Here is a 26,088-nt window from a genome sequence, read left to right as displayed (position 1 = left end):
CCCACTTTCAAACGAGACCTCGACAGGAAGCAAGTCTGGTGTCTTGGTACAGGCGATTAGGCCAAGGCCTGACATCAGCAAAGCAACGAATAGCTTAAAGGGTTTACAAGCACGCATGAAGAGCCCCACTTGGCTGAACGGTTGCGTCCACGTCTTCCGCCATAGCGGTCAGGAAACTGCTCAACTTTTTCTTATGTCTCTTCGCAACTTTTGCTCCGCCTGTTTGTAGCTGATAAAGCCAGGCAAAATGCGCGCACGAGACTTGATGTGCATGGATCAAGCGCAATGCGCCATTGGCGGCCAATGTTGTCAATTGACTCGTGCGGAGGGTTTGGAGGCGCGCCTTTTTCACTTGAAACGAGCTCGGGATGGCAGGCCAAGGATCGTCTGACGCCATTGGCTCAAGCAGATCCATATCAGCCATGACCTCGCAAAGTTCTCTTGTTTGCGCCAGCGCAGCCGATCGTGCTCTGATAAATGCACAAACTTCCCGTAGTTTTTGATCCAATCGACCTGTTTCGTCAAAAAAACGAAAACCTCCAGGGCCGTCACTGACCAACCCGGATGCCTCGTTTACCAGTAACGAAAAGTGTCCGTATGGCTCCCTTTTAACTTCCGGCGATGGAACGTAGCAGAACGGAAAACACCTGAACTCGGATGGGACGTAACCTGCCCGCCAGCTGCCATCGGTCCCGACAAACGGATTTTCTTGTTCTGTAAACAGACTGAATACAGCGACTGGTTGGATGCCTTCGGCATCTTGGAAAACAATCGGAAAAGCTGCTGCTGTTTGCTGGACCTCGGTTGCAACAACAGTGCACCGTGTAACATGTCGTGCAAAGTCGTACGAAGTGAATGGATGCCAAAACTTGTGTTCGTGGCGGTCGCGACTGACAGGGAATAGGCCCTTCTGTGCCATCTGATAAACCTTGTTACAAATGGGCGTGCGGAACGGGCCGCAACGCGCAATGGTATTGGGAGATCAGGCTGTTGCGCCTGTCGGATCGCTGATCAGAATGTTGTCAGCCCTCAGATCGTTGAGGTCAGACAGACCATCGAATCGCGCCATTTTCTGAACCGAGGCTACATTTGGTGCCGAGTAATCGACCTTAACCAACACACTGTCAGCGCCGTCTGTAGCTAAAAGATACAGTTCGTCGCCGGACTGCGCCCCTGTCAGGGCACCAGCTGCGGTCGCAATTGCGTTGTCACCAAGATCCGACAGTACAGAGCTCAACGCGACAAACCCCGTATCAGTGCCCAGTGTGCCGCCCGAAGACAAAACCTCGATGTCGGTGCCATGGCCCCTTAGCGCGCTGGTATTGAGCCCTTCAAAAACAAGGGCGTCTGAAAAATTCGCTGCCTGTCCCAAGTTAAACCCGGTTATTGTGTCGAAACCATTGGCGGCTGCGTCCGCTTCGATAACCACGACATCCCGCCCTGCGCCCGAGACATCAATAGCATCATCGCCACCACCACCGCGCAGAACATCGTCAACGTTGCTGCCAGTCAGGGTGTCTGCGCCGGTTGTACCCAGATGAAATTTGCTTGGCCCACCATCGGCCGTCTTGATCGACAAGGTAATTGGCTGACCAGGTGTTTGGATGGTCATGGAAAAGGTCACGACCGGTTGAGACAAGTCGCCATAACTGGTCGCTGCGCCGCCGAACTTGATCGTGTCGGGACCCGTTTGGTTGGTGAGGAACAGATCAAAATCAGAGTTTTCAACCTCGGATCCGCTGTCAAAAGTGACGATGGAAGGGTCAAAACCCAATTCGGCATCAAACGCTAGTCCGCTGGAGATATCGCGCCCGGAATCGGCGTAAACCTCAAAAGTGATCGTTGATCCGCTGCGTCCAGCCTCGACAATGACATAGGCGGCTTGGGTGTGGGCAAAAACCTGTTCGCCAGCGGGTGCGGGATCGGGCCCGCCGGAAACCGTTGCCTGAACGGTAAAGTCCAGTGCATCTCCGGGGGCAGAGCTTGCGAAAGCAGTGTTTGGAACAAGAAGGCTCCAGCCACCATCCGAACCGACATTTGCGCTCCCGACCGAAGAGCCATTCAAAAGAATATCGACAACCTGACCGGATGATAGGCCACTGGAACTGCCCGAAACCGTTATTCCACTGCTTTGAGCATTTTGCAGATCGACCGAACTGTTCATTCCGATTGGGCTTATTTGCAGAATCGGAGTGAAATCCGTGGTAAAAGTCGTCGTTGCGTTCGATGACATGTTGCCCGCGTCATCCTCGACCGACGCTGAGATCGTAAATTGGGTGGCATCAGCCAAGGCGGCCAAATCGGAGGTAGGGATGGTCGCTGACCACGTGCCGCTTGAAACTACGGTCGAATAGTTCAGCCCATTCAAACTGACGGTCACGGATTGACCATCCTCGGCCGTCGTCGCGCCAGACACGCTCAGATCAACGCCTCTTTCGACAATATCAAGGACGGAACCGATCGACAAAGGGTTCAAAGCAACAGTTGGAGGTGTAAAGTCAGTCTGAAAACCTGCTGTGGAACTGGTGTTGTTTCCTGCCGTATCAGAAACTGCGGCGACAACGCTGTAGGTTTCTCCATCCGCTAATGCACTCAGCGCCGACGCCGTCGCGGTATAAGACCAGCTTCCCCCTGACACTGTTGTGGTGCCGGAAACATCAATCGTGCCATCCGGCCTTTCGATCTGGACGGACACCACTGTTCCATCTGAGCCGTCGGATGATCCTGCGATCACAAGATCTGTGGCCTGCTCTGAGGCGTTCATGACCGCCCCGTCTGACAAAGATGAAATCGTCAAACTCGGCGCTGTGAAATCCGTGGTAAAACTGCCCGAGGCTTGGACCGCCGGATTGCCCGCCGCATCGGTAACATCAGCCAGAACGGAAATGTTTGCGCCATCTGAAAGCGCGCTGAGTGCCGATGCCGGGACGGTCACATTCCATGATCCGCCAACGGCAGAAGTGGAATACACCTGACCATTCATGGATACTGTCACCGTTTGACCGTCTTCCGCCGAAGTCGAGCCTGTGATTGTGAAATCTCCGGCTTGTTCCAGCGCATTCATTATGCTGCCCGTCGAGAAACCATCGATACTCAGGCTGGGGGCCGACGCGTCTTTGGAGAAGTTTATACTGCTTTGGGGTGCGGCAAGCCCGTCGGAGTCCGTGACATCCGCAGTCAAAGCGAAACTGCCTCCGTCCGTCAGACCGGCAAGATCAACTGCCGGGATCGAAATGGACCAATTGCCTCCTGACACCGCACCTGTGTAAGTTTTTCCATCCAGGGACAGCGTTACAATTTGGCCGTCCGATACATTGCCCGTGGTGCCCGTGACACTCAGGTCTGACCCTGCTTCGGCAGCGTTTAACACTGCGCCCACGCTGAGAGGCGCGATCGCGACAGAAGGGCCCGTCAGATCGACAGGAACGGAGACGTTGACATTATTGGCAGGATTACCTGCCGCATCGCTGACGGAGACACTGAAAGCAGCAGGCGACCCTGTGGATAGCCCCGACAGATCAGCATTTGGGATCGTAACGGACCAAGCACCGCCAGATGCCGCGCCCGTGTATGTCTGGCCCCCGAACCAAAGCGACACGACCTGACCGTCTTCGGCGGTCGTTGTCCCTGTAACAACCAGATCGCCGGTGGTATCCACAAGGTCAATCGAACCTCCTGCGACCGGGTCCAGCGTCAGCAACGGCGCGTCAAAGTCAGTCTGGAAGCTGGCCGTAGCCTGAGCCGCCGGATTTCCAGCCCGGTCCGAAACATCTGCGGTCACCGCGATTACCGAACCGTCCGAAAGAGTTGCGAGATCCGAGGCGGGAACATCTACAGACCAAGCTCCGTTCAAAGCGATGCCAGTATAGGTCTGCCCGTCAACAGAGACCGAAACGGTCTGCCCGCTTTCGGCAGAAGTCGTGCCCGATACCCGCAAATCGGTACCTTGCTCGATAGCGTTAATAACAGCGCCCGCTGAAAAGGTCGTTACAGCGATATCCGGCGGAATCGTATCGACAAAGAACTCTTTCACCGACGACGCGAGCTCGAGCCCGCCTGAGTCATAGCTTTTGACAATAACAGACTCCGTGCCTTGCGGCAGCCCCGCTGCCTCGACCTGTGTCAGAGACACATTCCAACTGCCATCTGGCGCAGGCGTTACGGTTTTTGTTACCGACCCGATTGTCACGTCGAGCGTAGCGGCACCGTCGGGTGCCGTGGTGTTTGTGCTGGTATTGCTCAGAGCGCCAGCTTGCAGATCCGCAAGATTCAGACTTGGAGGGCGCGGCGCAGTGGGCGCGCTTTCCGTTTTCTCATCGTCATCGTTGTCGCTGCCGCCGCCTCCGCCGCCACCTCCGGCAGCGGCCGCGCCAGCGAGGCCAAGCCCGCCCAAGGCCAGCCCGACGCCGCTAATGCCGCTGGCCGCGGCTGTGGCGGCACCCGCTTCGGCCACGGCGCTCAGCTCGGCGATTTCCAACGCCGAGGCTTCCGCGATCATCACTGTCCCGTTGTCCAGTATCTGAACATTTTCCGCCGCAACTCGCAGCGTTCTGCCATCGGTCATAACCAATTGCACATCGCCATTCGGAAGAACCTTTGCTGACTGGACACCGGGAATGGCTTCTGCAAACTGAAATTCGGCCAGCTCAGCGTCGGTCGCTTGAGCCAATGCAGGCAGGGCCAAAAAAGTCGACCCCAGACCGCCCAGCACACCACGGCCCGAAGCGCGCTTTAGCTTGGCGTCTATCCATTTTTTGACCCGGCGCGCCTTGGTGGCATCCTTTGGTGTAACGTTATTTGAAACGGTTTCTTTGGTCATCGTGCCCTCGCGTCGGATAACCCTACAAAGCCAGGCAGCAGATCACTCCGTAAGAGGAACTTTGTTTGTTTTGCCAACTGGTGCTTCATAGGTTCGAACCAGAAAAATTGAGTTAATCTGAAACTGAACTCCCTGTTTTCACCACATTTCCGCTCGGGTTTCGGGCGGAACATCTGATCATCTGCCTCTGGGTGCCAAGGTTGGCGTGGGGTGATGACACATGATGCTTCAGGTCGAAAGAGTGGTCGCAACGGGGACCGCAGCGCTCGATTCAGGTATCGGCGATACGGCTTTAAAAACGTTTAACGGCGACACCTATCTTTACAGCGTCACCGGAAAAGGCGGCGGGATCGTGTCGTGGCGGCTCGTCGATGGTGCGGCACCGCAAATAGAAGATCAGCAGTATTTCGACGTTTCGATTGCTCCGTATGTTGGACGCATCGGCATGCCAGTTACGCTCGCTGGCCAGGATAAGCTGATCCTCGATGTCAGCACGGCGACAGGGCTGATCGGATATGATCTGAACCCGGACGGTACGCTGGGTGCGTTGCAGGAAACAGACAGCCTTACATCAGGCGGAAGCATAACCGGCGCCGTCCAGCTTTCGGTTGGAGGGACCGGCCTGCTGACACTGGCACATCAAGCGACTGGTCAGATTGGATCTTATTGGATTAACAGCGACAGCTCGTTGACACCCGCAGATGTTTTGGCCGGGCACGCAGACAGCCTGAAGTCACTGCAAGTCGGTAGCCAAAGTTTTGTGGTTGTCTCCGACTCGGCCAACAGCACCATTCGCGCCTATTCAGTAAACCAGAGCACAGGCGCGTTGGGTCAGATCAATGACCAGAATACCATTCAGATGCTGGGTATCAACGCACCGACCTCCATCGAGGTCACGCAGGCCTATGGGCAATCCTGGGTCGTGGTGGCTGGCTCCGTATCCAATTCTCTGAGTGTTATGAGGCTCGATGCCACCGGGCAGCTCATTCCAACCGATCATGCGCTTGATACGTTGCACACTCGGTTCGCCTCGGTACAAGACTTGTCAGTTGTCAAAGTCAACGGACATGTATTTGTGCTGGCCGGAGGCGGGGATGACGGGATCACCTTGTTTTCGTTGACCCCTGACGGGCAATTGATCCACCGGGACAGTATCGCCGACACTCTGGCAAGCGGCTTGCAAAACGTTGAAAGCCTGACTGTGGCTCATATCGGCGAAGAGTTGCAGATTTTCGTGGCATCGCAAGAGGATGCTGGGCTGACGCAACTGAGCGTATCGGTTGCGAATTTGGGCATAGTAACCGAAGGCTATGGACTTGTATCGGGAAGCGCCGGAGATGATCTGCTCAGCGGAGGGCTCCTGGATTCGACACTGATCGGCGGGGGCGGGGATGATATTCTGATCACAGGCACCAGCTCCACAACTATGACCGGCGGGGCAGGGGCGGACATCTTTGTCATCCGGCAAGACAGTGGACGGACCACGATCACGGACTTTCAGGCAGGTCAGGACCAGTTGGACCTGACCAACTATGCCTTCCTTCGATCTCCGGCGCAGTTGAGCTTTACCTCAACATCCCAGGGCGCACAAATCCAGTATCAGGGAGAGGATATTGAGCTTGTATCGGCATCCGGCGGACCCTTGACCAGCACTGACGTCTTCGGGTCCGGATTCACGGGCGCAGACCACATTCCCACAACCCTGAACAGCGGGCCGGACAATAACGCCGCCCCAGGAGTGCTGGGGCATGTCACGATTGACTCGCGGGCACCAAATGACAGCCTGCGCGGAGCCGAGGTTCAGTTCACCCCTGTTGGCGGCAATATGATTGCCGCCCAAGCCAACGCTTTGGGACAGTTCGATCTGGGTCTTCCCGATGGCACATTTGCCGGCCAACTGGATGTTCTCAAATCTTATTCGACAGCAAGCAACGAAATCACCGCACTCGACGCTTTGCAGGTCCTTCGCATGGCAGTTGGTCTTGACCCGACATGGGGACCCGCAGCCCCGGAGAACTGGATTGCGGCGGACATAACCCGAGACGGAACCGTCACTGCGTTGGATGCGCTTGCGGTGCTTCAGGTGGCCGTTGGCCTCCCCACGCCCAATGAGGCGGAGTGGGTCTTTCTGGATGCCAATACGGACCTTTCGGGGATATCCAGATCTGCGGTGAACTACCAGACTGGCGCGCCAGTTACGGTTGTCGATGATGTATTTACCGCTGATATGACATCCATTCTGTTGGGAAATCTGGAGGCGGTTTGAACCAGGACAACCCTATTCACGAAACGCACGATAGAAATAATCCGAAAGCGGTTTGATCAGATAAGACAACGGAGTGCGCTTGTCGGTCTTGATCATGGTTTCAACCGGCATACCGGGCAATAGGGCCTGGCCGTTCAATCTCTCGATCTGACCTTCGTCAGGAACCACTTCGGCGCGATAGAAGGTGAAACCCGTTGCCTCATCGGTGAAGGTGTCGGCCGACACGTTCATGACGCGGCCCTCAAGCTCGGGTGTTTCGCGTTGATTGAACGCGGTGAACCGCAGCGCGACCTCTTGCCCTTGATGCAATTGATCCACATGCACCGCGTCCACACGTGCAGCGACAAGCAGTGGTGTATCCTGCGGCACAATATACATCATGGGCTCGCCCGGCTGAACAACCGACTGAATGGCAAAGACCTGACTGTCATAGACCGATCCGGTGACCGGAGAGCGAATGTCCAAACGTGACAATCTTTCTTTCAGGGACAGCCGACGCTCGGAAAGCTCCGCCACGCGGGCTTCAACCTCTCTCAGCTCGGTAATCGCTTCTTCCCGGCGTGTGGCCTTCAATTCAACAATCTGTATCTCGGTGGATGCGATTTCACCGGCCAACCGAGCAACGGCAGATTCCAGACGTCCAATTTCACCCGTTAAATTTGCCTCTTCGCGCAGTAGGGCGGAAACCCGACTGGCCTGAGTCAACCCCCTTTGCAACAGGTCCTGCTGGTCCTTCAACTCGTCTTGGATCAGCTCTACCTGAGTACGTAAAGATATCAGTTGAGCGTTGGTGCCATCGATTTCATTCTCAATCTGTACCTTTTGCCTGCCCAACTGCTCGATCTGTTGAGTCAGCGTTTCCAGCCGTGCCCCGAACAGGCGTTGTTGGCCGGCCAATAGCTCTGCATCGATAAGCTCAGCATTCTGCAGTTCGTTCAACCGGGCCGACAACTCTGACGCATCGGCCCCGTCCCGCTCTGCCTCAAGCCGGGTTTTTCGGGCCAGCAACTCGAACAATTGCGCTTCGACGATCGTTTTTTCCGAGGCCAAGAACGTGTCATCCAGCCTGAGCAGCAATTCGCCCTGCGTGATCACGTCCCCGTCTCTGACGAAAATCTCACCGACCACGCCACCGTCGGGGTGTTCGACGACCTGACGATTGCTCTGCACTTCGACAACGCCGGGCGAGATGATCGCACCCGAAAGTTCGGTCACAATGCTCCAGACACCCAGTCCCAGAACAAGCACGACCAAAGCCGACAGACCAACCGTCGCCGGGAATGTTATGCTCCAAACGGGTTTTTCAAATTTACCGGCCATCACTCGCCCACCTTGTTCAGGTGCCGTTTGATCAGATTTGCATTCTGCACCATCGTGTTCAGCACTTCATCCCGCGGGCCTGATTTAACGATTTGACCCTTTTCTACAACAGCCAGATCGTCACATTCGGAAATCGCCTGCGGTCTGTGGGTCATAATGATCGCGGATTTTCCCGCCAGTTTAAGGGTTCGAACCGCCGTGTTCAGCGCCATTGTCCCATCGGCGTCCAGGGCCGAATTCGGTTCATCGAGGATCAGCAGAACCGGGTCGCCGTATAGTGCGCGTGCCAGCGCAATCCTTTGCTTTTGACCACCGGACAACTGGCTGTCATTGCCTTCCAAAAACGTGTCATAGCCCTTCTCCAGTCCCAAAATCAGGTCGTGGGCATTCGCCATTTTGGCGGCGGCAACGACGGCATCGGCATCAGGTGTCTCGGACATACGCGCAATATTCTCGGCAACCGTGCCATTAAACAAAGTCACCTGTTGGGGCAGGTATCCTATGTGACTTCCCAAATCGTCCGGGTCGTATTGGTCAAGCGTGGCACCGCCCAATCGGATTTCGCCTGCCGCTGGCGGCCAGAGACCCAGCAGGGCTTTGGCCAGCGTCGTCTTACCGGAGCCGCTTTTCCCAATAACGCCCAGGGCTTTGCCTGGTTGCAACTGGAGCGCTGCGTTGCTTAGGGTGGGAGAGTCCGCGCCTGGGGGGACCACCGTCAGTCCTTTGGCGATCAGTTCTGCCTTGGGTGTCGGAAGCTTGGTGCGTTTCACCTCGGGCGGCGTTTCGTCCAGGAACTTGTTCAGGCTGATCCACGAGGTGCGCGCACGTTCGATCAAGGCCCATTGCCCAACTGCCATTTCCACCGGAGCCAGGGCGCGACCCAACAAAATAGAACCGGCAATCATGGCGCCGGGAGTCATTTCGTTGCGCAGCACCAACCATGCGCCTAGCGCCAGCATCGCGGATTGCAGGAACAGCCGCAGTGACTTGGTCAGCGACGAGAAACTGCCCGTCCAATCATTGGCCGCAATGGTCTGAGACAGCGCCTCGGATCGCTGTTTCAGCCAGCGTTTTGACACATCCGCCTGCATCCCTTGCGAGCGCACGACCTCGGCCGCTTGACGGGCATGTTCCGAAAATCCGTTTGCGCGCGCAGTCGCACGCTGCGCCTCCGCAACTTTCTGACGCGTCAGGGATTGGTTCACTACGGCTATGACGATCAGAATCGCACCGCCTGCAACGGATAACCATCCCAGCAAGGGGTGGAACAGAAAAATCGCGGCCAGAAACACCGGTGTCCATGGAATATCCATTACCGCCAACAAAACCGGCGAAGAGCACAATGTCCGAATGGACTCCAGATCGCGCAAGGCCGTTGCGGGGGCGGATCGAATTTGCGGGATCAAAGCTCGGCGCATCGTGCCCTCAAAAACACGTTCATCCAGCGATGACTGAAATTGTGCCCCGAACCGCGCAACGATCCGCCCGCGCGCATAATCCAGCATAGCCATCAGTGCATATAGCAGCGCGACCAGCAAAAACAGGGCTGACAGGGTTTCGACCGAGCGTGAGGACAAGACCCGATCATAAACCTGAAGCATGAACAGCGGGCCTGTCAGCATCAGCAGGTTTACAAATATGCTGAACAGAAACGCCAGCGCCAGAAATCTGTTGCCCTGCTTGCGCACCTTCTGCAGCTCATGCTGCGGCGACACCGGTGGTCGGTTGATATTGCTCACGCGGTTTTGTCCTCAATCGCTTCCAGGAAGCACCCATCATTATCCAGCCTTCATCCCCGGAAGGCAGGTTTTTTTGCACTATATCTTTGCGCATCACCCTGAACAACGGGCGTGTCAGAATCGTTAAGCGCGATTTGGCCTGTTTCGGGTTCTCAGCATCCTTGTGTCAGCAAGAAGGTGCCAACGCGCACCTTTTGACGCCACGTTAGACGTTCAAGACCTAGATGGCCTGTTGGGAATCTGGCTGATCAGGCCCGAAGCAACTCAAAACCAGGGTCATAGGGTGAAGGCGCGATGACCTGAGCCTCAACTCTCTCGCCGCACATATCCACTGACAAAACCGACCCCTCGCTAGCAAATTCTGGCTGAACAAATGCATAGGCCAGGTTCTTCTCTACCCTGTACCCCCACGCGCCCGAGGTGACTGTCCCCACAACGCTGTTACCGACCATAACTGAAGCTCCGGCATGGGTTGGGGCATGTGTCGCGGAAACATTCAATGTGATCAAGCGTTTGCGTGCCCCTTCCTTTTGGCGCGCAATCAGCGCATCGCGTCCGACGAATGGCCCTTTTTCTGTTTTGACAAACCGCTCCAACCCGGTTTCAAAAGGGTCATACTCTGTAAGCAGATCGGATTTCCAATGCAGAAATCCTTTCTCCATGCGCATCGATTCCACTGCCCGCGCTCCAAATAAACGCATGCCAAACGATTCGCCTGCGGCGCGCAGAGCCAGATAGGTAGCATAGAGCGATGCGTTGGGAACGTGGATCTCATAAGCCAATTCGCCAGAAAAACTGACACTCATGACCGTGGCGGGTGCCTGACCGATGAAGCATGACCGCACCGATAGCCATGGAAAGGCCGCGCTGGACCAATCTGCACGGGAACATGCTGACAAAACCTGCCGCGAACGGGGTCCGGCCAGAACGAGAATCGTCTGATCATTGGTCAGACTTCGGATCTGCACATCTTCGGACGGAGAAAGATGGTGGTGCAGCCAGTCCATATCATGGCTTTCGGCTGCCGCAGCCGAGCCGTACCAAACCCGGGCTGGTCCCCGATCAGATGCCGGCAGATTGGCAATTGTTGCCTCGCCTTTGACCATGCCTTGTTCATTAAGCAGGTATCCCAGCCCCACGCGACCGTCGCGGCGGTTGACAGCCCCGCAAAACACGCGGTCCAGAAAGGTATGCCGATCGCTGCCGGTTATTTCGAAACGGTTGAACCCGTTTACCTCGCACAAACCGACGTTTTCCTGAACATTGCGCACTTCGGCCCCCACAACCTCAAATGTTTCATCAAAATCAAATGTCAGGGAGGGATGAAAATCCGGGGCAGGCTTGATGTAATCGACACGTTCCCATCCATTTACAACGGTGAATTCGGCACCTTCTGCCGCAAGCACCGGGGTAAGAGGTGTGGTCTTGGCCGGTCGTCCGGCGGGTCTGTGCTCGTGAGGAAAGTGAAAGCGAAACTCGTTCTGATAGTCTTCGATGGCCTTCAGCGCTGTCAGCTCTACATTGGCATGTCCGGTGAATCTGCGCGGGTCCAGGCACCAGGTGTCATAACATGCTTCGCCATGAACGATCTGCTGTGCCAACAGCCAGCCATGACCACCCCCTTCGCCGATGCCCGCGCGCAGACCAATAATGCAAAAGGCATTTCGTTTGCCAGGAATCGGTCCGACCAACGGCGCACCGTCGATCGTGTATGTAATCGGTCCGTTCACAACCCGTTTGATCCCGACCTCTGTCAACGCGGGCATGCGTTGAAACGCACCCTCCAAAACACCCATGACGCGGTCGAGGTCGTCCGGGCACAGATCGTTCGAAAAATCGGGGCTGATCCCCTCCATTCCCCATGTTTTGCAGTCCTGCTCGTAAAACCCGACCAAAAGCCCGTTTTTTTCCTGTCGGGAATAGAAATCGGAAATAGGGCAGCGCAACAGGGGCATTCTGTGCGCGGCATCAATAATGGCCTGGATATCTTCGGTTACAAAATACTGATGTTCCATGGACGCAACGGGATGATGCACGCCCATCATCGCTCCGACTTCGTTTACCCGATATCCGCAGGCATTGACGACAAAATCCGCATCTATCGTGCCTTTGTCCGTCTCAATGGTCCACGTGTCATCCTTGTGCTGTGTCAGACCGGTGACCGCAGTGTGCCGATAAACCTCTGCCCCTGCCTTGCGCGCATGATAAGCCAGCGCCTGACACAGCTGCGCCGGATCGATATCGCCATCTTCGCCGTCCCAAAGTCCCCCGACGAGGTTCTCGGTTGAAATCAGCGGATGACGGCGGGCGCATTCCGCGGCATCAATGACCTCGAATTCTACGCCCATGCCTCGGGCCATCGAGGCAAAATGCCGATATCCCTGCATTTGCTCTTGGGTGTTGGCCAGACGAATGCCGCCATCCCCGTGATGGTATCCGACCGGATATTCGGGATCGTCCCGCAACTTCTTGTACAGCTTGATTGAGTGAGATTTCAGCCCAACCATGGTCTGGTTCATGCCGAAATTCGTCACCTGTGCAGCTGAATGCCAAGTTGTGCCCGAAGTCAGTTCATCCCGCTCGATTAACACGACATCCGACCATCCTTCCTGTGTCAGATGGTAAAGCGTAGAACATCCGGCGATGCCGCCTCCGATGACGGCAACCTTGGTGCGTGATTTCATTTCCGTGCCCCTCTCGACATTCGTGCGGCGTATTCAACTGACCTTGGTCAGTTTTGCACGGGCAAGAGAGTCGCGCGACACAATATTTGTCTTTAACTGAACAGACTTGGCAGGTTTTTGCTGCTCGATCCTGTTGACCAGAGCTTGCGCAGCCTTACGCCCCATTTCGCGATGCGGCACATGCACGGTAGTCAGTCCGGGTCGCACGATGCGCGCCAGTTCAATGTCGTCAAACCCGGTAACGGAGGCGTCCTGAGGCACGCGGATGCCCATCTCGTCCGCCTGCCGCACGGCCCCGGCGGCCAAAACGTCATTGCCGCACATCACCGCTGTCGGTGGGGTCTTCGCCGTCATCAAACGCCTGAATGCTTCGGCTCCGGCCTCGATTTCATAAGGCATTTCCAGGATTGCCAAGGCATTGGACGGCAAACCATTCAAGCGCGCGGCGTCCCTGATACCCTCGATCCTAAGGCGTGCCCGATCATTCCCCTTGGTGATCCCCGAAATGACACCAATCCTGGTATGCCCCAGCCGGATCACCCGCTCCGCCAGCGCCTGCATCGCTTTTCTGTTGTCAAATCCGATGGAAGGCACAGGTTCACCCGGTTGGAACGACCAGGCTACAACAACCGGGACTTTTTGACGGTCCAGATAAGCATACAAATCATCGTCACGATCATGCCCGATCAGCAATAGACCGTCGGCCCCACGCGCCACAAGCTTGCGTATCTGCTCCTCCTCGATCGTGGGTTTGTAAGCCGAGGACGATACCAACAAGGTATATCCATGCAGGTAGAGCTCTTCCTGGAACGCCTGCAATCCTCTTGCAAAGATTGCATTTTCCATCGTTGGAATTATTGCGCCAATCGTGAAAGAGCGTTTTGCTGCCATGACGCGAGCTGCGAAATTTGGTGTATATCCCAGCTTGTCCACGGCCTCCAACACGCGTTTGCGTGTGGCCTCAACCACGCGCTCTGGATCGTTCAGACATCGGGAAACCGTGGCAGTGGAAACATCTGCCATACGGGCGACGTCGTTCAGAGTCGGGGCTGATCGGAGATTTGACATTCTTGAATCTGATTATCGTTTTTCTCAATTGTAAGGGCGTTCGGGAGTGATGTGAAGTAATAATGTAAGCGCTTGCATTTACGATGTAAGCGCTTACAAAGAAGATCAGGGCCGATTCTACCGGGAGTCCGAAAAATGTTCCTTGCTGCATCCATCTTTGTATTTGCCATCTATTTTGCGAACGTTGCCATGGGCGCTTTCGCAAACAGCGCATTTCTTGGGGATGTCGGCGAGATGTTGGTTCTGTTCGCGGCGTCGATTCTGTTCGTTGTCGCAATTCTGAAAAAGGAGGCTGATCGCAACGCAGAACGCGAGAGCTGAACTTTGCTTGGGAGGGCAATTGATGAACAACGATAGAAATGAACTTGCGTCAGCAGAGCGCCGCAACTTTCTGAAACTCAGCGCCAGCGGTGCGTTTACCGCGGCATTGGTCGCCGGGGCAGGGGGGGTGTTGTGGTCATCCGAGGCCGCCGCTCAAACTGCCAAGGAAGAGCGCGAGCGTGAACAGGCCGCCGATCACGTGATGACAATCGCGACCGCCTATGTTCTTGGCGCATCGCGCAGCTATCCGATCATGCAGCTGGACCTGAAGGAAAACATTCAGAACGCCACGAACGGCAAGGTTTATGTCAAGCTTGCACCGGGTGGTCAGCTGGGCGCAGGTGGTTCGCTGGTCCAGAAAGTGCAAGGCGGCACCATTCAGGCCGCACAGCATTCGCTGTCGAACTTTGCGCCGTTCGCATCGACCGTTGATCTGATCAACATGCCCTATCTCTGCGGCTCGAACCAGAAATTCACCAACCTTGTGAATTCGGACACCTGGAAAAACGAAGTTCACCCCAAGGTCGAGGCCGCCGGGTTCAAGGCGTTGTTCTATGTGGTTATCGATCCGCGCGTGGTTGCGGTGCGTCAGGGCGGCGACGCGGTCTTAACGCCGGGCGACATGAGCGGCATCAAGTTCCGCGTGCCCGGGTCGAAGATGCTGCAGCAATACTACCGGATGGTTGGCGCGAACCCGACACCCGTCGCCTGGGGTGAGACCCCCTCGGCCATCAAGCAGGGCGTTGCAGATGCGCTGGATCCGTCCGTGGGCGCGCTGTTCGTCTTTGGTTTCAAGGACATCCTCAGCCACGTGACCTTCACGCAGGCGGTGCCGGACAGTCAGGTCTATTCCTGTAATCTGGAATGGTTCAACTCAATGCCCGCTGACGTTCAGGACGGCATCATGTGGGGGTCGGAAATGACCGCGCATCAGAACCTGTCCAAAGTGCCCTCGGCCCGCGCCTATGCCATGGCCGAACTCAACAAGGCAGGCGTGCAATTCCATTCGCTCAATTCTGATCAGTTGGCCGAATGGGAAAGCGCCGGCGGATACCAGAACGCAGACTGGGATCCGTTCAAGACCGAACTGGCCGGATCGATGGACAACTTCGAAAAGCTGGTCGAAGCCGCAGGCACGCAGGGCAAGTATTACGTCCACGACGCATAACAAATAGACGGCGGGCGCTGCAATTGCGCCCGCGATCTTCCTTAGCAGCCGGGCCTGAGGCGGGCCCGCACAAGAAGGCTTTGGCCCGGCTGCTCTTTTGCCGAGGGACAGGATGACGTTTCTTCAAAACATAGACCGCAACGCCGAGCGCTGGCTGCTTCTGGTGTTCTACGTGATGCTGGTCATCACCATGGCCATCGAGGTTCTGCGGCGCGAGATCTTTGCATTCTCGTCGATCTGGGGCGAAGAGATCGTGCGCTATTCCTTTATCTATCTCGCCTGGATCGGGGCGGCGGCAGCGGTCAAGGAACGCGCCCATATCCGCATTGACGTCATCATGCATTACCTCGGGCCGCGCCCCAAGGCGTTGCTGTATATCTTCGGCGATCTGGTGATGTTCGTGGTCGCGGTGATCGCTTTGTACTGGTCCTATGAGGCCGTGCATGTCTCGGCCAAGTTCGGCTCGGTCACGGACGGGCTGCGCGTGTCGAAGGTCTGGTTTCTGATGGCCGTTCCCACCGGTTTTGCGTTGATGATCTGGCGGCTGATCCAATCGCTCATGCGCGATCTGAAATGCCTGCGAGACGGTAAACCCGTCTTCGAAGGCGACAAGCTGTTTGACTGAGGAGAGACCGGATGCTGTGGAATTCCCTCAATCAAACTGTCGAGCTGGGCTGGGACTTTTTCCTGCCCGTGATCCTGTTCGTTGGTCTGATCGCACTGGCCGTGCCCGTCTGGGCCGCCATCGGCACCGCCGCGATTGTGATGCTGGTCATGTCGGGCGATCTGCCGCTGAGCCTTGTGGGCGAAAGCCTGTTCACTGGTATCGACGCCTTTGCCCTGACCGCCGTGCCGCTGTTCATCCTGACCGGAGACGTGCTGGTCCGCACCGGCCTGTCGCGCAAGTTTCTGGACGTGGCCGAGGCGTTGACCTGTTTTGCCAAGGGCGGCTTTGGTTCGGCCACCGTTCTGGTCTGCGGCATGTTCGCGGCCATCTCGGGCTCGGACGCGGCGGGGGCTGCAGCGGTGGGTCGGATGACCATCAATCGTCTGGTCGAAAGCGGCTATCCCCGCCCCTATGCCTGTGCGCTGGTGGCCGCCGGGGCCTGTACTGGCATCCTGATCCCGCCCTCGATTGCCTATATCATCATCGGTCTGGTGCTGGGGATATCTGCCTCGACCCTGTTTCTGGCAGCGCTGATCCCCGGTCTGGCCATTCTGGTCTCAATCCTGGTCACCAACATCATCATGAATCGCCTTTATGCCTATGAGGGCGGCGGCATGATGACGATGGGCGAATGGCTGGCCAATCTGGGCAAAGCGCTGAAATCAGGCTGGTATGCGTTCATCGTGCCCGGCATCATCTTCTACGGCATCTTCTCGGGCCGCCTGACGCCCACCGAGGCCGGCGCGACCGCCGTGGTTGTCACCATCATCATGGGCTTCATCCTGCGCACACTGACGCTGGCCGATTTCCCCTCGATGCTGGTGAGTTCGGCCAAGGTAAACGGGGTGATCCTGCCGATCATCGCCTTTTCCGCCCCGCTGGCCGAGGCGTTGGCGATCATGGGTGTACCGCAAGGTTTCGTGACCGCCGTCACCTCGCTGACGGACGATCCCTATTTGCTGATCCTGCTGATGATCGGCATCCTGATCGCTGCCGGATGCGTCATGGAAACGACGCCGAATATCGTTATTTTGGCCCCCATCCTGAAACCTCTCGCCGACAATATAGGCATGAACGAGATCCAGTTCTGCATCATGATGATCACCGCTTTGGGTGTCGGCTTTATCACGCCTCCGCTGGGCCTGAATCTTTTTGTGGTCTCAGGCATTACCGGCGAGTCCATCCTCAAAATCGCGGCGCGCGCCGTACCTTTTGTTTTGACAATGTTGATTGTGGTCATTCTGATCGCATACGTCCCAGCTGTGTCAACCACGCTGCTTCCCGAAATCTACCGATAGGACCTGCCAACGATGCCTCGTGAATACCTGAAAAAGGCAACGCTTACCCCGCAATCTCATGCGTCCGAGGTTCATGACACGGTCAAGACGATCCTTGCCGATATCGAGGCGGGCGGCGATGCCAAGGCGCTGGAATACGCGGTCAAGTTCGATCGCTACGAAGGCAACGTGCTGATGGCTGCGGACGAAATCGAGGCTGCCTGCGCACGGGTTCCGGAAAAACTCAAGGCCGATATTCGGTTCGCACACGACAATGTGCGCCGGTTTGCCGAAACACAAAAGGCGACGGTGTCTGACGTCGAGATGGAGATCGTTCCCGGATTCGTCGCGGGCCAAAAGGCGATCCCCGTGGATGCGGCAGGGTGCTATGTGCCCGGAGGACGGTATAGCCATATTGCCAGCGCAATCATGACTGTGACCACCGCCAAAGTGGCCGGATGTCGACATATAACCGCCTGTTCTCCGCCGCGACCCGGCGAAGGCGTCGCGCCTGCAATCGTTTATGCCGCGCATATCTGCGGCGCCGACAGCATTCTGGCGATGGGCGGTGTGCAGGGTGTCGCGGCCATGACATACGGTCTGTTCGGACTCCCCCGCGCCAATATCCTTGTAGGACCGGGTAATCAGTTCGTGGCTGAAGCCAAGCGAATTCTTTATGGTAAAGTCGGGATCGACATGATCGCCGGACCGACTGACAGCCTGATTCTGGCGGACGGAACATCAGACGCGCACGTAGTTGCCACGGATTTGGTCAGCCAGGCCGAACATGGATACAACTCACCCGTCTGGCTGGTGACGGATGACCGGGGTTTGGCAGAAAAGGTCATGGCGTTGGTTCCAACTCTTATTGCTGATTTACCTGAGTTGAACCGGGAAAACGCCGCAGCTGCATGGCGTGATTATGCCGAGGTTATTATTTGTTCGGATCGCGAAGAGATGGCGAAATGCTCGGACGAATACGCGCCGGAACATTTGACGGTGCAGGCCGAAGACCTCGACTGGTGGCTGAATCGCTTGACCTGTTACGGATCCCTGTTTCTGGGCGAGGAAACAACCGTTTCATATGGGGATAAGGCAACGGGTACGAACCATGTTCTGCCCACATCAGGCGCAGCCAGCTATACCGGTGGTCTGAGTGTCCACAAATATATGAAAATCGTTACCTGGCAGCGCGCCACGCGCGAGGGATCAAAATCCATTGCCGTCGCAACGGCCCGAATTTCCCGGCTTGAGGGGATGGAAGGGCACGCCCGTGCAGCAGATGTTCGGCTGGCTAAGTATTTTCCGGATGAACAGTTCGACCTGACTGCAGATGGCTGATCCACGCGCGCTTTTCGACCTGGAAGGTCGCGTTGCATGTGTCACCGGGGCCAGTTCGGGCCTGGGACGGCAGGCGGCCAAAGTGCTGGCAGGTGCTGGTGCGCAGGTTGTCGGTGTCGCAAGGCGGGCCGAGGCGCTGGATACGTTGTGCGAAGAGATTGGACAGAATTGCGCCTCCGTGGTCGGGGATGTGGCTGAACGCTCAGCGATTGGCGCACTGACGGCGGCCATTTCAAACAGGTTCGGCCCGCCGGACATCGTGGTTCACGCCGCCGGAATTAACACCCGCCAACCCGCCGATGAAGTGACTTCGGACGGGTGGGACGCAACGCTTGCCCTGAATCTCAGCGCGCCGTTTTTCCTGAGTCAGGCAATGGTCCCGGCGATGAAGGAACGTGGGTGGGGGCGCATTGTGAACTTTGCTTCCTTGCAGACGACCAGAGCCTTTCCCGCTGGCATCGCTTATGGCGCGTCAAAGGCCGGGATCGGCCAACTGACCCGGGCCATGGCCGAGGCCTGGTCGCCGTTCGGCATTACAGCCAATGCGATCGGGCCCGGTTTCTTTCCCACCGAACTCACGCAATCGGTGTTTGATGATCCTGAACGGGCGCAGCGCAACGCCGCTCAGACTTGCCTGCAACGCAATGGGCGGATGGAGGATATCGACGGTCCAATCCTGTTTTTGTGTTCGAAAGCATCGGATTATGTAACTGGTCAGGTCCTGATGGTGGACGGAGGGTTTACAGCGAAATGAAAGCACTTGTGTATGAGGGTGTCGAACAATTGTCCTTTCAGAATGTGCCGGACGCAAACCCAGCCGAAGGCGAGCATCTGATACGGATTGAGGCTGTGGGCATTTGCGGATCAGACATGCACGCTTATCTCGGGCACGACGCGCGGCGACCCGCCCCCTTGATCCTTGGGCATGAGGCCGCCGGGATCATCCAAGGTGGGCCAAAGGACGGAACACGGGTGACGATCAACCCACTGGTGGCTTGTGGAACTTGCGATGCATGCCGGACGGGCCGCGAAAACCTGTGTGCGCATAGGCAGATAATTTCAATGCCACCGCGGGAAGGGGCTTTTGCCCAATACGTTTCCATGCCCTACAGCAATCTGGTCGAAGTGCCGGATCATGTCCCGTTGTCCAAAGCCGCTTTGGCCGAACCCTTGGCTGTCAGCTGGCATGCCGCACGTCTTGGGCTGACGGCGCTGCACCCTGAGGCTCGGTCCAATGCCCTGATTATAGGCGGCGGTGCTATTGGCTTGGCTGCTGCCTTGGCTCTGAAGGCGATGGGCGTCAGGGAGGTAACGATCACCGAGCCGAATTCTGCACGACGGAACTATCTGAACACGCAATGCGGCTGCCGCGCTTTGGAAACGTCCCATGAAACCTACCCGTTGGTGGTTGATGCCGTCGGATTTGCCGCCACCCGAGTCACTGCATCAGCCAGCGCTGAACCCGGCGGTGTCATTGTACATATCGGACTGGGGGAAGATACCGGCGGGCTGGATGTACGACGCATGACCCTGCAAGAGATCACGTTTATCGGCACATACACCTACACTGCGCAGGATTTCCGCGACACCGCACAGGCCATATTCGAAGGCAGGCTGGGACCACTGGACTGGATACAGCAACGCCCTTTGTCTGAAGGGGCGGAAGCGTTCCGTGCAATCCGTGCTGGCGAAGTGGCCGCGCCCAAGATTATCCTGAAGCCCTGGGAATAAGCCCGCCCAAAATGGAGATGACCATGTATCAGAAGATTCTTGTCCCAATGGCTCTGGACCACGGCATATCGCAACACACACTGAAAGTGGCCCGGGCACTTTCCGGGGACGGAGCCGAGATTGTGGCCTTGCATGTTTATGAAATGCCGCAAGGGTCGGTGAATGCCTATCTCGACAAGGACCTGGTGTCCGAAGGATTTCGTGCCGCCACGGCTTTGCTGAATGAAAAACTATCTGGCATCGGTGGGGTCAAAGCGGAAATCGTGAAAGGCCACACCGCGCGCACGATCATCGATTTTGCCAACGAGCAGGATTTCGACTGCATTGTCATCGGTTCGCATAAGCCGGGCCTCAGCGACTATTTTCTGGGATCAACTGCATCCCGGGTTGTACGTCACGCGCATTGCGCCGTGCATGTGCACCGCAGGCCTTAACCCGTAAATCGCGCCCTTTGCGCCTCAGACAGGACTTTCAGACCGGAAATGAACATAGACAAGAAGATCACTGACGATCTGGTTGCAAACGATGTCTCGTTTGTGACCACCGTTCCGTGCAAGCAATTGGCGGGTGTTATCGCAGAAATCGATGCGCGCGACGGTGTTTTTCATATCCCATCCAACAAGGAAGATGAAGGCATGGGCCTGTGCGCCGGGGCATGGATGGGGGGAAAGCGCCCCGCAATCATTATGCAGAACACAGCGATTGGCGTGACGATCAATACGCTGGCCACTTTGATCCAATATTACCGGATGCCGCTGCCAATGCTGATTTCCTATCGCGGTGAACTGCGTGAACCTATCGCGTGTCAGGTGGAAATGGCCGTACATACCAAAGCGCTGTTGGCACAGTTGAACATCCCCACCTACCACTTCCATCACCAGCAGGATGTCGAGGAACTGGACGCGATCCTGAAATACACCTTCATGTGCAACAAGCCGGTCGCCATCCTGACCGACGCCAATTTCTGGGGAGGCTATGGCGACCAATGATCCGTTCCGAGATTCTGAAAGAAATCGCCCCGATCCTGCGTGACCAGTTGGTTGTCTGCAATATCGGCATTCCCAGTCAGGAACTACACGCGATCGACGACCAACCCAGCAATTTCTACATGCTGGGCACGATGGGGCTGGCCTCAAGCATCGGTCTGGGGTTGGCGCTGTCGCAGCCCAAACCGGTGATCGTAATCGATGGGGACGGCTCGGTGCTGACCAATCTGGGTACTCTGCCGACCATCGCCAACAACGTGGCCGACAACTACATCCTGCTGATCGTGGACAATGGCTCCTATGGCTCGACCGGCGATCAGCCCACCTATGCCGGGCAAAAGACCTCTCTGACCAAAATGGCCGAAGCCGCGGGTTGTGAGCGTGTGATCGAGTGTCGGGCCGAAGAGACCGGACGGGTTTTGCAAGACGCGCTGGACGCCAAGCAGATGACAATCATCGTCAGCAAATGTGAAAGCGGAAATGCCAAGATGCCGCCGATCACAATGGATCCGGTGGTGATACGCGACCGTTTCATGAAGGCCGTTAAGGCTTAATGCCAGCCAGCGCCATCCACAGCGCCGAAGACGCCCGCCGCCTGGCCCGGCGGCGTCTGCCATGGATGGTGTTTGACTATATCGACGGGGCTGCGGGGGCAGAGATCGGAGCCGCTCGAAACCGTGCCGCACTGGATGCGACATGCCTGCGTCCGCGCATTCTGCGCGATGTCAGTCAAAGGTCCTTGGCAAGCGCCGTTCTTGGCAAACCTGCGCAGCGTCCGTTTGGGATCGCACCCATGGGAATGTGCAATCTGTCTGCGCCCGGCGCCGACCTCATGCTGGCAAGACTTGCCGCGCGATATGGTATTCCGTTGGGCGTCTCGACGGTCGCGTCCACATCGATGGAAAAGATCATTGAGGTCGCACAAGGCAATGCCTGGTTTCAGCTGTATTTCAGCGGCGACGGGTCCGGGACGTTCAAACTGGTCGATCGCGCGAAAGCCGCCGGCTACGATACGCTTGTCATGACCGTTGATGTGCCCGAGGTCGGGCGGCGACCGCGAGAGTTGCGCCACGGATTCCGTATGCCTTTTCGTATGGGCCCCCGTCAGTTTCTGGATTTCGCCCTGCATCCGCGCTGGTCGGTTTCGACTTTATTAAATGGCAAACCGCAAATGGCGAATTTCCAGAAGGACGGTTATGAATTTGACCGAACTGAAAGCCGCGCCAAAGCCACGTGGGACACGCTGGCCCGGTTGCGGGATCAATGGCCTGGCCATTTGGTGGTCAAAGGCGTTCTGGATGCCGAAGACGCAATCGCCCTGAAACAGGCCGGAGTTGATGCCATTCAGGTCTCAAGTCACGGCTCTCGGCAACTGGACAGCGCCCCGGCCCCATATCTGATGTTGCCGGAAATCCGCGAGGCTGTTGGTCCTGATTTCCCCCTGTTTTTTGACAGCGGCCTGAGGTCGGGCGAAGACATCGTCAAAGTGTTGATGGCCGGCGCGGATTTCGCCTTTTTCGGTCGTATTCTGCAGTTTGCGATAGCCGCGGAAGGCGAGCGTGGTCTTGAACAGCTTTGGTCGGTTCTCAGTGATGAGATCGAAATCGCGATGGCCCAGATGGGTGTCACATCCATTGAAGAACTCAAGTGCGTTACCCGCCAGCCAGAGCTCTGATCATTCGCACATGGCGTTCATAAATCTGCGTCGGGTTGCGGACAGGTGTCGGTGCATTGCAGCGCGGGCCTTTCGTTTGTCCCGTTTCAGGATGTTGTCGATAATGACCAGATGATCCGTTATCGCCTTGTGATGGTGATCTGTCTGATCCTCCAATGGCCAAAGGTAGTGGTAATTGAAGATCATTGCGATGGCGTCCTGAAACCCGACAATCAACCCGTTTCCCGCCTTTTCATTGAGAAACCGGTGAAATTTCGCATCCAGAGAGGGAAAGTCCACCCCTGAGAAATCTGCATACGTCGAAAGCTCCCGATGTTCCTGCTGCAGACGTAGCAACCCGCCCCAAAACGGATCTCCTTCGGGAATACAGCACACTTTCTCAATCGCGCGGCTTTCGAACAGTTCGCGAACTTCGTGAAGCTCCAGCGCATAGGTTTTGCTGACCCCCTCAAGAACCCATCGACGCTGGTGATCCTTACGCACAAATCCGAACCGGCTGAGGCTGATCAAAAATTCCCGAACAGTCTGTACCGACACATCCAGTTGACGGGCCAGTTGCCCTTCGCTGAGATATGATCCGGGGGACAGTTCCTGATCCCTGATCTTACGCATGAAAGCGACCTCCAGCGCATCGCGCACCTCCATCGTCTCAGATCCCGGGAAATAATCTGACTGTGACGGCTGGCGCAGCTTTTCGTAGGACTGACCTTTGAGAGCCACAATGTCTTGCGCCTCCAACCGGGTCAGTATGGATCGAACGGTGGTTCGGCTGACGCCAAGTTCGCGAGCCAGCATCGATTTGTTTTCGATCGAAGCCTCGGCCACCAGCCTGTCCAGCATTGTGTTATATGTGTTTTTGAAAACGCGATCCGGGCGCGGCATCCAAGCGGTCCTGACTGTTCAATAACGTGGTTTTAACCCAGTTAAAGACATTTGAGAACAGCGTCTCGGTCCCATAATATCTGGCGACCACTTCTTTGATCGTCTGCTGAGGCTGAACCGACAAAAGTGCTCAGCTGGACATACCAAGCTATTAGACAGGACAGTTCTAATGACCCATTCCCGCTACGTGCCCAATGCGGCGCGGTATCAGAACATGACCTATAATTCCTGCGGAAACAGCGGGTTGAAACTGCCCGCGATTTCGCTGGGTCTTTGGCACAACTTCGGGGATGACAAACCCCACAGCCTGAAACAAGACCTGTGCCGTACGGCGTTTGACCTTGGGATCACGCATTTCGATCTGGCCAATAATTATGGTCCCCCGCCGGGCAGCGCCGAAGAGGCTTTTGGTCAGATTCTGAAAACAGACTTTGCGGCCCATCGCGACGAATTGGTTATCTCGTCCAAGGCCGGGTACGAAATGTGGCCCGGGCCTTATGGCGAGTGGGGCAGCCGGAAGTACCTGATTGCATCCTGTGATCAAAGCCTCAAACGTATGGGATTGGATTATGTCGACATCTTCTATTCGCACCGGCACGATCCCAACACGCCCTTGGAAGAGACCATGGGCGCATTGGATCAGATCGTCCGTTCGGGCAAAGCGCTGTATGTGGGCATCTCTTCCTACAACTCGCAGCGCACGCGCGAGGCGGCGGCGATCCTGAAAGAGTTGGGCACGCCCTGCATTATCCACCAGCCCAGCTATAATATCATCAATCGATGGGTTGAAACGGATGGCCTGAAAGACACGCTGGCCGAGCTGGGCATTGGATCGATTGCCTTTACACCGCTGGCTCAGGGCATGTTGACCAGCAAATATCTGAACGGCATCCCCGGCGACAGCCGAGCACGTGGGGAAAAATCACTGAATCCCAATCTGCTGTCCGAAGAAACAATCGCGAACCTGAAAAACCTGAATTCGATTGCACAACGGCGCGGGCAAACGCTGGCACAGATGGCGATTGCCTGGGTTCTGAGGGACGGAGGAATTACCAGCGCGTTGATCGGCGCCTCAAGACCAGAGCAGATCACCGATTGCGTTGGCGCACTTGGCAATACACAGTTCACCGAACAAGAACTGGCCGAGATTGATCTCTATTCGGCCAATGGTGACGTAAATCTCTGGACGCAATCGTCTGAGTCCTAAGTAGCCCGATGTCAGAAAGGAATTCTCATGTCTAAACCCGTTATAGGCTTCATTGGCGTTGGTTTGATGGGCCATGGCATGGCCAAGAATATCGTGGAAAAAGGGTATCCTCTGGTCGTCATGGCCCACAGAAACCGCCAGCCCGTAGACGATCTGTTGCGACGGGGCGCGACCGAGGTGGGAACGGCGTCGGAGATGGCGCAGCAGTGTGACATTATCCACCTATGCGTTTCCGGAAGCCCGCAGGTCGAGGAGTTGATACGCGGACCGCAGGGCATCCTGGCATCGGGGAAGAAAGGGCTCATTGTCGTCGATTGTTCGACCTCTGATCCTGTCTCGACGCAACAGTTGGTCGAAGAGTTGCGTCAGGCCGGAATGGATCTGGCCGACGCACCACTGGCACGTACCCCGAAAGAGGCCGAAGCCGGAACGCTGGACGCGATGGTCGGTGCCGCGCCCGGGACTTTTGAGCGGATCAAGCCGGTGATAGACTGTTGGGCTGGTCTGGTCGTGCATCTGGGTGACGTCGGGCTGGGGCATAAGGTCAAGCTGATCAACAACTTCCTCGCCATGGGTTACGCGGCGATGTATTCCGAGGCGCTGGCGATTGCGCGCAAGTCCGGGCTGAGCGTCGAGCAAGTGGATTCGATCATCCGCCCCGGCCGTCTGTCCAACGGGTTCTATGAGACCTTCATGAAATGGACGCTTGAGAAGGATGAGAACGCCCACAGGTTCACCATTACCAACGCGCACAAGGACATGCGGTATCTGGCCAATCTCGCCAACAGCGTGGGGGCGGTTGCACCCATGCAGGCAGACATCAAGAACATCTTTGCGGCCATGGATGCTGCAGGGCAGGGAGATCGCTATGTCCCGATGCTTGCGGATTTCGTGGCCCAGGTGAATGGGTTGACCGACGAGGAACGTTAATCCCGGC

General features: G+C 56.6%; 21 protein-coding genes. 14 read left to right on the top strand and 7 right to left on the bottom strand.

Features of this window, described 5'->3' with window-relative positions; all coding sequences use genetic code 11:
• Positions 1 to 103: 103 nt before the first annotated feature.
• On the bottom strand, positions 104 to 919 hold the full coding sequence (locus ACRZ9X_RS11310; protein ID WP_480518829.1) for a SapC family protein: 816 nt from the start codon (positions 917 to 919) through the stop codon (positions 104 to 106).
• Between the two features lie 63 nt (positions 920 to 982).
• Positions 983 to 4,819 carry an Ig-like domain-containing protein gene (locus ACRZ9X_RS11305; RefSeq protein ID WP_480518827.1) on the bottom strand — a complete coding sequence of 1,279 codons (3,837 nt, stop codon included), beginning with the start codon at positions 4,817 to 4,819 and terminating at the stop codon, positions 983 to 985.
• A gap of 220 nt (positions 4,820 to 5,039) precedes the next feature.
• Here ACRZ9X_RS11305 and ACRZ9X_RS11300 point away from each other — a divergent pair, with 220 nt between their 5' ends.
• On the top strand, positions 5,040 to 7,085 hold the full coding sequence (locus ACRZ9X_RS11300) for a M10 family metallopeptidase C-terminal domain-containing protein (protein ID WP_480518825.1): 2,046 nt from the start codon (positions 5,040 to 5,042) through the stop codon (positions 7,083 to 7,085).
• Positions 7,086 to 7,097: 12 nt separating this feature from the next.
• Here the strand turns inward: ACRZ9X_RS11300 and ACRZ9X_RS11295 are convergent, their stop codons facing one another.
• The 4 genes from ACRZ9X_RS11295 to ACRZ9X_RS11280 form a co-directional block, all read right to left on the bottom strand.
• Positions 7,098 to 8,405 carry an HlyD family type I secretion periplasmic adaptor subunit gene (locus ACRZ9X_RS11295; protein WP_480518823.1) on the bottom strand — a complete coding sequence of 436 codons (1,308 nt, stop codon included), beginning with the start codon at positions 8,403 to 8,405 and terminating at the stop codon, positions 7,098 to 7,100.
• Positions 8,405 to 10,144, bottom strand: a complete 1,740-nt coding sequence (locus tag ACRZ9X_RS11290; protein WP_480518821.1) for a type I secretion system permease/ATPase — start codon at positions 10,142 to 10,144, stop codon at positions 8,405 to 8,407. Before ACRZ9X_RS11290 ends, ACRZ9X_RS11295 begins: the two co-directional genes overlap by 1 nt.
• Positions 10,145 to 10,392: 248 nt before the next feature.
• The gene (locus ACRZ9X_RS11285) at positions 10,393 to 12,828 is read right to left on the bottom strand and encodes a GcvT family protein (protein ID WP_480518819.1); all 2,436 of its coding nucleotides are present in this window, start codon (positions 12,826 to 12,828) and stop codon (positions 10,393 to 10,395) included.
• 33 nt (positions 12,829 to 12,861) lie between these two features.
• Positions 12,862 to 13,896, bottom strand: coding sequence for a LacI family DNA-binding transcriptional regulator (locus ACRZ9X_RS11280; protein WP_480518817.1), 1,035 nt, complete (start codon positions 13,894 to 13,896; stop codon positions 12,862 to 12,864).
• A gap of 135 nt (positions 13,897 to 14,031) precedes the next feature.
• Here ACRZ9X_RS11280 and ACRZ9X_RS11275 point away from each other — a divergent pair, with 135 nt between their 5' ends.
• The 11 genes from ACRZ9X_RS11275 to ACRZ9X_RS11225 all read left to right on the top strand — a co-directional run bounded on the left by ACRZ9X_RS11275 (position 14,032) and on the right by ACRZ9X_RS11225 (position 23,062).
• Positions 14,032 to 14,217 (top strand): hypothetical protein, encoded by a 186-nt coding sequence (locus ACRZ9X_RS11275; protein WP_480518815.1) that lies wholly within the window; start codon positions 14,032 to 14,034, stop codon positions 14,215 to 14,217.
• A 22-nt stretch (positions 14,218 to 14,239) separates the two neighbouring features.
• The gene (locus ACRZ9X_RS11270) at positions 14,240 to 15,385 is read left to right on the top strand and encodes a TRAP transporter substrate-binding protein (protein ID WP_480518813.1); all 1,146 of its coding nucleotides are present in this window, start codon (positions 14,240 to 14,242) and stop codon (positions 15,383 to 15,385) included.
• Between the two features lie 112 nt (positions 15,386 to 15,497).
• On the top strand, positions 15,498 to 16,010 hold the full coding sequence (locus ACRZ9X_RS11265) for a TRAP transporter small permease (protein ID WP_480518811.1): 513 nt from the start codon (positions 15,498 to 15,500) through the stop codon (positions 16,008 to 16,010).
• A gap of 11 nt (positions 16,011 to 16,021) precedes the next feature.
• Complete coding sequence (locus tag ACRZ9X_RS11260) at positions 16,022 to 17,350, top strand: TRAP transporter large permease (protein ID WP_480518810.1); 1,329 nt, start codon at positions 16,022 to 16,024, stop codon at positions 17,348 to 17,350.
• A gap of 12 nt (positions 17,351 to 17,362) precedes the next feature.
• A complete protein-coding gene (hisD, locus tag ACRZ9X_RS11255) occupies positions 17,363 to 18,670 on the top strand; it encodes a histidinol dehydrogenase (RefSeq protein ID WP_480518809.1) in 1,308 nt (435 codons plus the stop codon).
• Positions 18,663 to 19,424 (top strand): SDR family NAD(P)-dependent oxidoreductase, encoded by a 762-nt coding sequence (locus tag ACRZ9X_RS11250; protein ID WP_480518807.1) that lies wholly within the window; start codon positions 18,663 to 18,665, stop codon positions 19,422 to 19,424. The genes hisD and ACRZ9X_RS11250 overlap by 8 nt, the downstream gene beginning before the upstream one ends.
• Positions 19,421 to 20,401 (top strand): zinc-dependent alcohol dehydrogenase, encoded by a 981-nt coding sequence (locus ACRZ9X_RS11245; protein WP_480518805.1) that lies wholly within the window; start codon positions 19,421 to 19,423, stop codon positions 20,399 to 20,401. Before ACRZ9X_RS11250 ends, ACRZ9X_RS11245 begins: the two co-directional genes overlap by 4 nt.
• A gap of 23 nt (positions 20,402 to 20,424) precedes the next feature.
• Positions 20,425 to 20,835, top strand: a complete 411-nt coding sequence (locus ACRZ9X_RS11240; protein ID WP_480518803.1) for a universal stress protein — start codon at positions 20,425 to 20,427, stop codon at positions 20,833 to 20,835.
• A 48-nt stretch (positions 20,836 to 20,883) separates the two neighbouring features.
• A complete protein-coding gene (locus ACRZ9X_RS11235; protein ID WP_480518801.1) occupies positions 20,884 to 21,390 on the top strand; it encodes a sulfopyruvate decarboxylase subunit alpha in 507 nt (168 codons plus the stop codon).
• Entirely contained in the window at positions 21,387 to 21,941 is a 555-nt protein-coding gene (comE, locus tag ACRZ9X_RS11230) for a sulfopyruvate decarboxylase subunit beta (protein WP_480518799.1), read from the top strand. Before ACRZ9X_RS11235 ends, comE begins: the two co-directional genes overlap by 4 nt.
• Entirely contained in the window at positions 21,941 to 23,062 is a 1,122-nt protein-coding gene (locus ACRZ9X_RS11225) for an alpha-hydroxy acid oxidase (protein WP_480518797.1), read from the top strand. The genes comE and ACRZ9X_RS11225 overlap by 1 nt, the downstream gene beginning before the upstream one ends.
• On the opposite strand, the gene ACRZ9X_RS11220 is transcribed toward ACRZ9X_RS11225, so the two are convergent.
• Positions 23,063 to 23,944 (bottom strand): GntR family transcriptional regulator, encoded by an 882-nt coding sequence (locus tag ACRZ9X_RS11220; protein WP_480518795.1) that lies wholly within the window; start codon positions 23,942 to 23,944, stop codon positions 23,063 to 23,065.
• Between the two features lie 169 nt (positions 23,945 to 24,113).
• On the opposite strand from ACRZ9X_RS11220, the gene mgrA reads away from it, so the two are divergent.
• A complete protein-coding gene (gene mgrA, locus ACRZ9X_RS11215; protein WP_480518793.1) occupies positions 24,114 to 25,151 on the top strand; it encodes an L-glyceraldehyde 3-phosphate reductase in 1,038 nt (345 codons plus the stop codon).
• A 27-nt stretch (positions 25,152 to 25,178) separates the two neighbouring features.
• The gene (locus ACRZ9X_RS11210; RefSeq protein ID WP_480518791.1) at positions 25,179 to 26,081 is read left to right on the top strand and encodes an NAD(P)-dependent oxidoreductase; all 903 of its coding nucleotides are present in this window, start codon (positions 25,179 to 25,181) and stop codon (positions 26,079 to 26,081) included.
• Positions 26,082 to 26,088: the final 7 nt, after the last annotated feature.

The sequence above is a fragment of the Ruegeria sp. AL1 genome (assembly GCF_056540905.1).
The sequence above is the reverse complement of the archived record's forward strand: the minus strand, read 5'-3'. Positions and strand labels throughout refer to the sequence as shown.

Bases quoted from the DNA above. Each gene is read 5' to 3' on its own strand.
- ACRZ9X_RS11310 (WP_480518829.1), bottom strand. From the start codon at position 919: ATGGCACAGAAGGGCCTATTCCCTGTCAGTCGCGACCGCCACGAACAC.
- ACRZ9X_RS11285 (WP_480518819.1), bottom strand. From the start codon at position 12,828: ATGAAATCACGCACCAAGGTTGCCGTCATCGGAGGCGGCATCGCCGGA.
- mgrA (WP_480518793.1), top strand. From the start codon at position 24,114: ATGACCCATTCCCGCTACGTGCCCAATGCGGCGCGGTATCAGAACATG.
- ACRZ9X_RS11295 (WP_480518823.1), bottom strand. From the start codon at position 8,405: ATGGCCGGTAAATTTGAAAAACCCGTTTGGAGCATAACATTCCCGGCG.
- ACRZ9X_RS11270 (WP_480518813.1), top strand. From the start codon at position 14,240: ATGAACAACGATAGAAATGAACTTGCGTCAGCAGAGCGCCGCAACTTT.
- ACRZ9X_RS11220 (WP_480518795.1), bottom strand. From the start codon at position 23,944: ATGCCGCGCCCGGATCGCGTTTTCAAAAACACATATAACACAATGCTG.
- ACRZ9X_RS11245 (WP_480518805.1), top strand. From the start codon at position 19,421: ATGAAAGCACTTGTGTATGAGGGTGTCGAACAATTGTCCTTTCAGAAT.
- ACRZ9X_RS11275 (WP_480518815.1), top strand. From the start codon at position 14,032: ATGTTCCTTGCTGCATCCATCTTTGTATTTGCCATCTATTTTGCGAAC.
- ACRZ9X_RS11280 (WP_480518817.1), bottom strand. From the start codon at position 13,896: ATGTCAAATCTCCGATCAGCCCCGACTCTGAACGACGTCGCCCGTATG.
- ACRZ9X_RS11300 (WP_480518825.1), top strand. From the start codon at position 5,040: ATGATGCTTCAGGTCGAAAGAGTGGTCGCAACGGGGACCGCAGCGCTC.
- ACRZ9X_RS11305 (WP_480518827.1), bottom strand. From the start codon at position 4,819: ATGACCAAAGAAACCGTTTCAAATAACGTTACACCAAAGGATGCCACC.
- ACRZ9X_RS11265 (WP_480518811.1), top strand. From the start codon at position 15,498: ATGACGTTTCTTCAAAACATAGACCGCAACGCCGAGCGCTGGCTGCTT.
- ACRZ9X_RS11210 (WP_480518791.1), top strand. From the start codon at position 25,179: ATGTCTAAACCCGTTATAGGCTTCATTGGCGTTGGTTTGATGGGCCAT.
- ACRZ9X_RS11250 (WP_480518807.1), top strand. From the start codon at position 18,663: ATGGCTGATCCACGCGCGCTTTTCGACCTGGAAGGTCGCGTTGCATGT.
- ACRZ9X_RS11225 (WP_480518797.1), top strand. From the start codon at position 21,941: ATGCCAGCCAGCGCCATCCACAGCGCCGAAGACGCCCGCCGCCTGGCC.
- ACRZ9X_RS11240 (WP_480518803.1), top strand. From the start codon at position 20,425: ATGTATCAGAAGATTCTTGTCCCAATGGCTCTGGACCACGGCATATCG.
- hisD (WP_480518809.1), top strand. From the start codon at position 17,363: ATGCCTCGTGAATACCTGAAAAAGGCAACGCTTACCCCGCAATCTCAT.
- ACRZ9X_RS11260 (WP_480518810.1), top strand. From the start codon at position 16,022: ATGCTGTGGAATTCCCTCAATCAAACTGTCGAGCTGGGCTGGGACTTT.
- ACRZ9X_RS11235 (WP_480518801.1), top strand. From the start codon at position 20,884: ATGAACATAGACAAGAAGATCACTGACGATCTGGTTGCAAACGATGTC.
- comE (WP_480518799.1), top strand. From the start codon at position 21,387: ATGATCCGTTCCGAGATTCTGAAAGAAATCGCCCCGATCCTGCGTGAC.